This is a genomic window from Bradyrhizobium sp. NAS80.1, from assembly GCF_001908205.1.
Classification (GTDB): Bacteria; Pseudomonadota; Alphaproteobacteria; order Rhizobiales; family Xanthobacteraceae; genus Bradyrhizobium.
In genome coordinates this window covers 1-8,374 of the sequence record NZ_LGHL01000194.1, presented here as the reverse complement: position 1 = coordinate 8,374, position 8,374 = coordinate 1, and the positions used below count along the sequence as shown (strand labels likewise).

Below are 8,374 nucleotides of genomic sequence, written 5' to 3'. Positions count from 1 at the left end.
TGGGCCGAACTGCAGGATGACGGCTCACTCGAAGGGGAGATTTGTCTCCTCAACGGCGACAACATCCCGTTCATCGCGCGCCGTTCCAAGACTTCTTCAACAGCCTGCTAGCGGCCGCGTTAATACCTTCGACCTGTTTCCTGGCCTCGACCTTATCGAAAGTTTTGACCGGCGTTAATTCCGGACTGACCGGCCAGCCATTGATGCGTGCGCCAAGATCAGCCAAGCGAGCTTTTTCCAAGAGAGCATCTCGCTTCTTTCCAGGAGGTAGAGTGAGCGCCACGTCCCGCGCGCGCTGAGCTTCGTTCGCGAGGCGCTGGCCAAATGAGATGTCCCGCATGCTCATGCGCATTCCCCAAGGCTGAACACTGTTCAATTGCCTTTAGCTCGCGGGCTGTCTTGCGCTTGCTCGTTCGCGATTTCGATCATCGCCTCGAAGATGATGAGCGGCAGATAAAAGACAAGCATGGCAATATCCTCCATGCTTCAATAACCCCAGGTTCTCTGGGGCCGTTCCTAAAAATAGACTGCCGAGTCCTAGGAACGTTTTTGATGCTTATCCGACTACCTTGTTTTGGCCGGACTTCCGCCGTGGCTCTGATGTCGGTGTTGCTAGCGATAATGGCTGCTCTTGGCCCCACAGCAGCCAATCTGGATCATTAAAACGCGAGTCTGGTTGTTTAACCTCTTTGGGACACCATCTGGACTTCTGAGGGATCGTTCACGCTGAACGCGGCGATCGCGCTGCGCGACCGCGACGAGCTCAAGGGTTGATCCGGCCAAACTAAAAACCCCTGGGTTTGACGGGAGTTTTTGTTGGGAGGGTCCACTTCATTGCCCCTCACGCTCACGAGCGACCGCTAAGATGGCCTCGCGGATCGTCGGCTTCCAATCCTTTGCCTCAACGAAGAACGAAGTGCAGATGTCGTTCGCAATACTGGTGTCGTCAGGAACATTTTGCGCACCATTAAAGGATACGGCCCAGCGGCCGAAATCATCGCTTATTTGGCCGGCGCCTTCGTGGTTTTGAAGCCAGTCGATCATTTCACTGTCGGTCATTGTTTTCTCTCGTCGGTCAGGATTGCAGTGGTCCTTCAAGGGGCGATCATCCGTACTAGTCTAGTCTGGCGATCAATCGCTCCTCCACCGTGTCAATTGCGGGCTTAAGGGACCCGGGAAGATTCCCGCGAACGACCATGATATCCAACTTCAGATCTTGCGGTGTCAGCCTTAGAGTTCGAAGATCTTTCTTCCGCGGATGACGCCGAACGGACCGCTTGGTCACCAGAGCAATACCGGCACCGCGCGCAACCAGCGAAAGTTGCAGATTCTCGTCCCTTACTTCCGAAGCGACCTCCAATGGCAACCCGCTGCTTGCCAGAACGGTCTCTAACACTTCCCGCGTTCCTGTATCTCGAGGCTTGACGATCCACGGAAGTCGAGCCCACTCGGCAAGTGTTGAGCGCCTTACACGACCAAGTTTCGTACCGACCACGAACACCAACGGCTCTGCTCCGACAACCCTTCCCCTTGTATCTGCGGGGAGAAGCAGACCGGGCTGTGCCGGTATGATCGCCACGTCCAGGCGGTTCTTCTGCACCATGTCGATCAGTGAATGATGCCAGTCCGTCTTGATGCTGAGTGCGACCTTTGGAAAGCGCGTGGTGACGTTGTGCAGGCAATCGGAGATCTCATCATCCGCCAACACATAACCTATGCCGACACGGAGCTTGCCTGCTGGCTCGCTCGTTGGAGATACGCTTGCCTTAAGCTCTCCCAACTCTCGCAGAATCGAGCGACACCGCTCAAGAACGTTCAAGCCCATCGGCGTCAATGTCGGTGGCCTGAAGCGTCTATCGAGCAGCAACGTGTCGAGCTGTTGTTCGAGGCGCATTATCTGCCGTGTCACGGCCGACTGGGTGATGTGAAGTCGAGAAGCGGTTGCTTGGACCGACCCGACTTCGGCAAAAACGGAGAAAGCCCTCATCTCGCCGAGCATGTTTGCACCGTGGGAATATAGATTATGATAATTATGAGCTTGCAGCAAACTGCTGATGTCGTCCAGAATCTCGCGTGTGACGATTGTAGGACCAAGTGCGGGGTTGCCCGAAATGCTCGTTCAGATCGCAATGCAAAACGACGAATCGTCGCAGGTCCGCGAGGGTGTCGCGGCAGTTGTACGGACGGCGCTGGGCGAAATGCTTGAAATCGGTTCGACGGAACCCATCATTACGATTGCGCCTGCGATGTCTGCATCTGGGGACACAGCGCAGCGCGAGGGACGGAAAATTGCGATCCTCGTTATTGTCCCCGACAAGCTTGGAGAACGATCCAAGAGGAATCTATTCGGGCGTATTATGGATCTCTCTGAGCGGGACTTGGAAATTCAACGCGAGAGAATCCTCATCGGTATCATCGAAACGGGCCGCTCGAATTGGTCAAATGGCTATACCGAACGTAAATGGCTCGAAACGATGAGCTACCAATTGCCTTGATTCGCAGCCCGAGTGAGACCTCGATCAGAATTCGGAAAGCTATGGTCGCAGCAACGGCGCCATGATCCGAAATAGGTCGTCGACGCGACCGGCCCTCATGCTTGATACGTCATGGTCCGAGCTCCTTTGGCTGCTGCCGGCAGTGATCGCCGCGGGGGTCGTTATCGGCCTTCTCGCAGGCACGTTCGGATCGGCGGCGGCGCGGTCATCGTGCCGGTGCTGTTCGAGGTCTTCCAGTTGTTCGGGGTGCCGGATGCAGCTGTGCATTGGTGCATCGTTAGAGATCATCCTGCCGCCCACATGAGTCCGCTTCTGGGCCCTGAGCTGAACAACGCAAGAGCCATGTCGGCTGGTTGCGGGAAACCGGACGCCACAGGATCGTTGGGCTGACCTGTGCCTTTGACCCCTAAGGCGATCAAATGCTCTGCCAACTGTTCCGGGAGCAGAAGGTCACCCGGTTTACGTGGGGTTCCGGCACGGAATCCCGAACGGAGAGGCGAAGCTCAGGTCGGCCCACGCCAGGGATTCGGTTTTTATGACCTGATCGGTTACGTGCTCGGCCAGTTCGGTGGAGTGCGTAGCCGTCATGAAATGACCCGCGCCGCCGATAGTATGCAACGATGCGTTCGCCATCGCGCAGCTCAGGATATCTGCACACCTGTGCAGAGTTGGCGAGGTTCGCTCACCACGGACAATTCGCGTCGGCAGCAAGATATTGCGCAGCAACGCCATCTTCGGATCGAAACCCGATCGCAGGTCAAAGATATGGGATGGCGTCTTTGAGATGATTTGCTCCTGCAACCCACGCGGCAGGGAAGCGAAGTGCCTTGGGCCACCGAGAAGATCGACAATTTGTCGGGCTGCTTCTCTTTCGCCAGCGTCGAATGACCGGAGGTAGTCATCCCGCGTTGTCGCGAACTGCTCGTGGAGAGAGAACTCGCCTGCCTGACGCAGAAGGCCGAATGCCACCGGCTCGATCAGAGTTAGACTCATAAGGGGCACCAGCCCACACAGGGCGAGGTCGAGGCAGACCAGCGCCCCATAGGAATGGCCGACGAGGTGCACGGGGCCGCCGGCGCGACGGATCACTGCTTCGACGGTTTCTGAGGACCGGTCGATTGAGCAATCGGCCGCCGTGCGGCTTTCCCGCGTGCCGCCATACCCCGGCAAGCTGGTTGTCACGATGCGGAAGCGGCTTTCTAACGCCTCCGTAACGTTGCACCAAGCCGACCGCGTCGCCCAGGAGCCGGGCACGAAGACGATAGTCGGTCCCTTTCCTTGCTCGCAGTAATCGATTGCCCCGTGCTTATCATGCAGCATCTCGGTCTCCATCCTCTGCCCTGCGCATCGAAGCGCACGCACAGCATGACGGGGGCCCGGCCCGGACACTTTTCCGACCCCTTACTTTTTCTTTCCGAACCGCTAAATTCGCGCATCCAGGCCGGTTGGCCTGACTTCGATCGGAGCAGACGGTTGCGCTACTCGTTTGAAGACCTAATGCTGGACACCGACAAGCGGGAGCTGTGTCGCGGATCTGAAGCTGTCCCGATCGCACCCCAGGTGTTTGATCTACTTGTGTACCTCATCAGAAATCGCGAGCATGTCACCAGCAAGGACGACCTGATTGCCGCCGTGTGGGGACACCGTGTCGTTACAGACGCGGCGCTGGCAACGCGGCTCAATGCGGCGCGTGCCGCGATCGGCGATAGCGGTAGCGAGCAACGTCTGATCAAGACATTGCAGCGGAAGGGTATCCGTTTCGTGGGGGCTGTCCGCGAAGTCGATGGTGATGTCGACATAACTGTCGCAAATGCAACGCCTATGCGGACCACCCAGCCCGGCAAGCCGACGATCGCCGTGCTTCCGTTCCAGAACATCTCTGACGATCCCGGTCAGGACTACTTCGCTGACGGATTGGTCGAGGACATCATCACTGCGCTGTCGCGGTTCAGGTCTTTAGTCGTCATCGCCCGGCAATCAAGTTTCACTTACAAGGGCAAGAGCGTCGACGTGAAGCAGGTCGGACGCGAACTCGGTGTGCGCTATGTGCTTGAAGGCAGCGTGCGCAAGGCCGGGGCGCGCCTGAGGATATCCGGACAACTAATCGATACCGGTACCGCGGCCCATATTTGGGCTGATCGCTTCGACGGTGCGCTGGACGACATGTTCGATCTGCAAGACAAGGTCACGCGCCGCGTAGTCGGCGCGATCACGCCGGAACTCGATCGCGCCGAGATGGAACGCGCAGGCCGACGGGCGGCCGGCAACATCGATGCCGTCACGGCGTTCTATCGCGGCTTGCCTCATACCGAGTTCCCTACCAGCGCCGAGAACAATGATTCCGCCTTGCAAAACTTCAAGCGGGCGATCGCGCTTGATCCAAGTTTCGCGCCCGCCTATGGCGGTGTTGCGTCGTGCTTAGGATGGCGGCGCGCCAACAAATGGCCTGGTGATGTCGCCGAAGATAACGCCGAGCTTCTACGGCTTGCCGATCGGCTGAAGGCGATGGGTACGGACGATGCCGCGGCCCTGAGCGTTGTTGGCTTCAACCTGTTCTGGTTCCAGCTTGCCTACGACGGCGGCGCGGAAATGATCGAGCGCGCCATCCTTGCAAATCCCAACTACGCCCGCGCCTACAATTTCAGAGGCCTCTTGCGTGCCTGGAACGGCGGGTCGGATGACGCGATCGACGACTTTGAACGCGCCGTGATCCTGAGTCCACGCGATCCTTTCAATTACAACGCCATGCTTGGCATCGCTCTCGCAAATCACAATGCTAGGCGACACACCGAGGCAGCTGATTGGGCGGACAGAGCGGTCAGAGCATTTCCGCCATTTTTCCTGGTTGGATTGGGGCAGGCAATCCTCTGCTATGTCGGTGCAGATCGAATGGATGATGCTCGGAGACTGATGAAAGAGTGTGTCCGTCAATCACCAGAATGGCGCCGATCGACGGCCGTGCCCCCGCCGTGGGTGAAATCACCCCAACTCAGAGCCGAGTTTATGGAGGCGTTTATCAGAGCTGGGCTACCCGATTGATCGTGCAATTCTATGGGGCGTTGATAGGTCCGCTTATGGCCCTTCTGAGACTGCGGTTCAGGCCGGATGTCCGCATCTGGCCCATGAGCGGCCTTCTCCCGCACGTCGCAGTTTGCCCCTCAGCAGCCGATTGGCTTGCTCAGGTTCTTGATGAAGATCCGGCACCGGCGAGCACGGATCCAGAACGGGCGAACACGAACGTGACAATATTATTTCCACGGTTCTAACCGCGGCATACCCCCGATGATCAGGGATTGCGCCGCGAGAACGAAACAGCATATGCGGCGTCGCGGCTGTCGATCAGCGGATCATCGGACCGCTCGATTCCATCGGTGAGCTGACCCGGTAGAAACAGCAATCTTTTCTGGACCTCGACACTGTTCTCCGCTGCCCTATCGATCGTCAGCACCCCAAGCTCGACGACCTTACGATTTTCGGGCCAGGGTTTTGTCGGATCTTTCGTGGAATCGTCCGCTGCAGCGAGTTGTGCGTTGAAGTGAAACGTCACCGGTCCCCGCTTCAGACGTTCTGGCAACTCTTCCATCAGGAAGTCCGGGGTCCGTTTCGCCGCGTCAGATTTATCCAGATGAACAATGTTCTCAGGCAGCATCTGATACCTGACTGCCTGCCTCTCACCCGCTTTGTTGACGAAAACGAAGGCGTCAATGCCGAAGTATTCTTCGTCGGCGAAGCTGCCTGGCGTTGCTACAGTGCTGAAGGCGGCAGGAACCGAGGGATGGCTCGCCGCGAACTGTTCGAATTTCGTCGGCTTGGTCGCATTGGGCGGGCTGTCCGCCAGTGCCATTAGAAGGTCGCGAAACTCTTCGCCTGTAGACACAGGGAAGAACTTGAGGGAATTGATCACAATGTCGGTGTCACTGCCGTCCGGCAGATGGAACTTCACCGCCATGCCGTGCGGATTGGCATTTTCGGCCCCATCCGGTAAGTTCGGTACCCCCGTCGAGTCCGAGAAGCGCACCGTCACAGCGATCGTAGCGCCGCTGAACAGGGCCGCACGGCTTAGCCCTGCTGCTTCCGGGGATGCCTTGAAACTGCCCTCGACCACAAGGCCTTTGGCATGATTAGCCCGGAATCCGGGATGTACCCCGAACACCCGGTTCATTGCATTGACGAGCTGCTCCTCAATGGGCTGGTCCTGCGCCAGTGCAACCACGGGCAACGCAAAACCTAACCCAACCAGGGCAGCAACGGCCTTGCTGTTTCTCATGGGATGCCCTCCTATGTAAGGCGCAAGCAAGTATAGCACCAAAAGGGCGCGCTCTGTGCCAGTTCAGTCTCGGCATGAGTCAGTCAGCCCGGGCGCACTTCCTTGGCTGGCCCCTGGTGCAGTTCACGCCGGCGGGATCTCTCTCCGGTAAGCATCATTGAATCGCATACTCAGGCTGGCGACGAGATCGAAGAGGTAGAGCGCACGTCAGCTTTTGGCCCTTTTGGGAAGTGCGCGTCAACAGAACGTCCGCTTCGCGCCCACAAGCTGCCGTCTCGTCAGGTTGCCTCTTGACCCCCGAGCGGACATCAGAGGGGCGGTTTTGCTGTAATGGACGATAGCTCCCATCTTGATAGTATAGGCTGCGGTCATCGGCGGGGGTGGGTGCATGAGGCGTCGAGATTTCGTCAGGCTTGTCAGCGGATTGGCCGGCGCGTGGCCGCTCGTGGTGCGGGGACAGCGAGCGGCAACGCCGGTCGTTGGCTTTTTAAGCGGCCGGTCGCTCTCTGAATCTGCGGGCCTGATTGATTCATTCCGCAAAGGTCTGCGCCAAAGCGGTTTCGTTGAGGGGCAGAACGTCAATATCGCATTTAGATGGGCAGATGGACGGTACGAGCGATTGCCGGCGCTAGCTTCTGAACTTGTTGACCTCCCGGTCGCCGGTCTGTTCGCAGCAGGCGGCTCACCGGCTGCGCTTGCGGCGAAAGCGGCGACTTCGACGATTCCCGTCGTTTGCTTGACCACCGATCCAGTCGGCCTTGGGTTGGTCGCGAGTCTTAGTCACCCTGGCGGGAATGTCACTGGAATCAGCAATCTGGCGAGCGATCTGCCGGGCAAATCCACCGAACTGCTCAAGCGCTTGATCCCTGCGGCAAACGTCATTGGCTATCTGGTCAATCCCACAAATCCCAGCTACGAGCTACATGTGCGGCAGGCATCATTGGCGGCCAGTGCCTTGGGTGTCGAGCTTCGCGCAATCAACGCGGCGACGCCGCAAGAAGTGGCTGACGCATTCGCGGAGTTGGCGAGACGTCGCATCATCGCACTTAGCGTCATGGCTGATGCCTTCCTCGACAGCCAGCGCGATCGCATCGTCGCGTTGTCGATCCAAAATAGTATCGCGGGGTGCTATCCGTGGCGCGATTACGTTTTGGCGGGCGGTATGATGAGCTACGGGACGAACCTGCCGGACTCCTATGAACAGGCTGGAATCTACGTGGGACGAATTCTTCGCGGCGAAAAACCCTCCGACCTGCCGGTCCTGCAGCCTACAAAACTCGAACTCGTGCTGAATCTCAAGGCGGCCAAGACGTTGGGTGTCACCGTGCCACCTACGCTCCTTGCCATAGCCGATGAGGTGATCGAATAGGACGCGATTGCTGCGATGCATGAGTCCGGAAGTGGCCCGAAGCGGCGGTTGAGGGAAGTCTGTTATTCCGCCGCTGTCGGGGGATAAGCAGGCATCTGCCGAACGGCGCCAAAGATGATACGAGTGATCCGCTGCCGACCTAGCAGGCTGTTGAAGAAGTCTTGGAACGGCGCGCGATGAACGGGATGTTGTCGCCGTTGAGGAGACAAATCTCCCCTTCGAGTGAGCCGTCATCCTGCAGTT

The 8,374-nt window shown here is 58.2% G+C and carries 7 protein-coding genes; 3 read left to right on the top strand and 4 right to left on the bottom strand.

The annotated features are described in order from the left end of the window. Positions 1 to 831 precede the first annotated feature (831 nt). Positions 832 to 1,059 (bottom strand): hypothetical protein, encoded by a 228-nt coding sequence (locus AC629_RS35120; protein ID WP_084809344.1) that lies wholly within the window; start codon positions 1,057 to 1,059, stop codon positions 832 to 834. Between the two features lie 55 nt (positions 1,060 to 1,114). Next, positions 1,115 to 1,999 (bottom strand): LysR family transcriptional regulator, encoded by an 885-nt coding sequence (locus AC629_RS35115; RefSeq protein WP_084809343.1) that lies wholly within the window; start codon positions 1,997 to 1,999, stop codon positions 1,115 to 1,117. Positions 2,000 to 2,111: 112 nt separating this feature from the next. Between AC629_RS35115 and AC629_RS35110 the strand changes: the two genes are divergently transcribed. Further along, positions 2,112 to 2,495: a tautomerase family protein gene (locus tag AC629_RS35110; protein ID WP_084809342.1), complete on the top strand. Its 384-nt coding sequence runs from the start codon at positions 2,112 to 2,114 to the stop codon at positions 2,493 to 2,495. 459 nt (positions 2,496 to 2,954) lie between these two features. Here AC629_RS35110 and AC629_RS35100 read toward each other — a convergent pair whose 3' ends face one another. Next, the gene (locus AC629_RS35100; protein WP_168195658.1) at positions 2,955 to 3,815 is read right to left on the bottom strand and encodes an alpha/beta fold hydrolase; all 861 of its coding nucleotides are present in this window, start codon (positions 3,813 to 3,815) and stop codon (positions 2,955 to 2,957) included. 153 nt (positions 3,816 to 3,968) lie between these two features. Between AC629_RS35100 and AC629_RS35095 the strand changes: the two genes are divergently transcribed. Next, positions 3,969 to 5,534, top strand: a complete 1,566-nt coding sequence (locus tag AC629_RS35095; RefSeq protein WP_168195657.1) for a winged helix-turn-helix domain-containing tetratricopeptide repeat protein — start codon at positions 3,969 to 3,971, stop codon at positions 5,532 to 5,534. A 247-nt stretch (positions 5,535 to 5,781) separates the two neighbouring features. On the opposite strand, the gene AC629_RS35090 is transcribed toward AC629_RS35095, so the two are convergent. After that, on the bottom strand, positions 5,782 to 6,762 hold the full coding sequence (locus AC629_RS35090) for a catalase family peroxidase (protein WP_084809339.1): 981 nt from the start codon (positions 6,760 to 6,762) through the stop codon (positions 5,782 to 5,784). 388 nt (positions 6,763 to 7,150) lie between these two features. Between AC629_RS35090 and AC629_RS35085 the strand changes: the two genes are divergently transcribed. Next, positions 7,151 to 8,131 (top strand): ABC transporter substrate-binding protein, encoded by a 981-nt coding sequence (locus tag AC629_RS35085; RefSeq protein ID WP_084809338.1) that lies wholly within the window; start codon positions 7,151 to 7,153, stop codon positions 8,129 to 8,131. Positions 8,132 to 8,374 lie beyond the last annotated feature (243 nt).

What these genes read in the sequence shown, in the direction of transcription:
- AC629_RS35120 (WP_084809344.1), bottom strand. Translation starts at nt 1,059, where the DNA reads ATGACCGACAGTGAAATGATCGACTGGCTTCAAAACCACGAAGGCGCC.
- AC629_RS35115 (WP_084809343.1), bottom strand. Translation starts at nt 1,999, where the DNA reads ATGCTCGGCGAGATGAGGGCTTTCTCCGTTTTTGCCGAAGTCGGGTCG.
- AC629_RS35110 (WP_084809342.1), top strand. Translation starts at nt 2,112, where the DNA reads ATGCTCGTTCAGATCGCAATGCAAAACGACGAATCGTCGCAGGTCCGC.
- AC629_RS35100 (WP_168195658.1), bottom strand. Translation starts at nt 3,815, where the DNA reads ATGCTGCATGATAAGCACGGGGCAATCGATTACTGCGAGCAAGGAAAG.
- AC629_RS35090 (WP_084809339.1), bottom strand. Translation starts at nt 6,762, where the DNA reads ATGAGAAACAGCAAGGCCGTTGCTGCCCTGGTTGGGTTAGGTTTTGCG.
- AC629_RS35085 (WP_084809338.1), top strand. Translation starts at nt 7,151, where the DNA reads ATGAGGCGTCGAGATTTCGTCAGGCTTGTCAGCGGATTGGCCGGCGCG.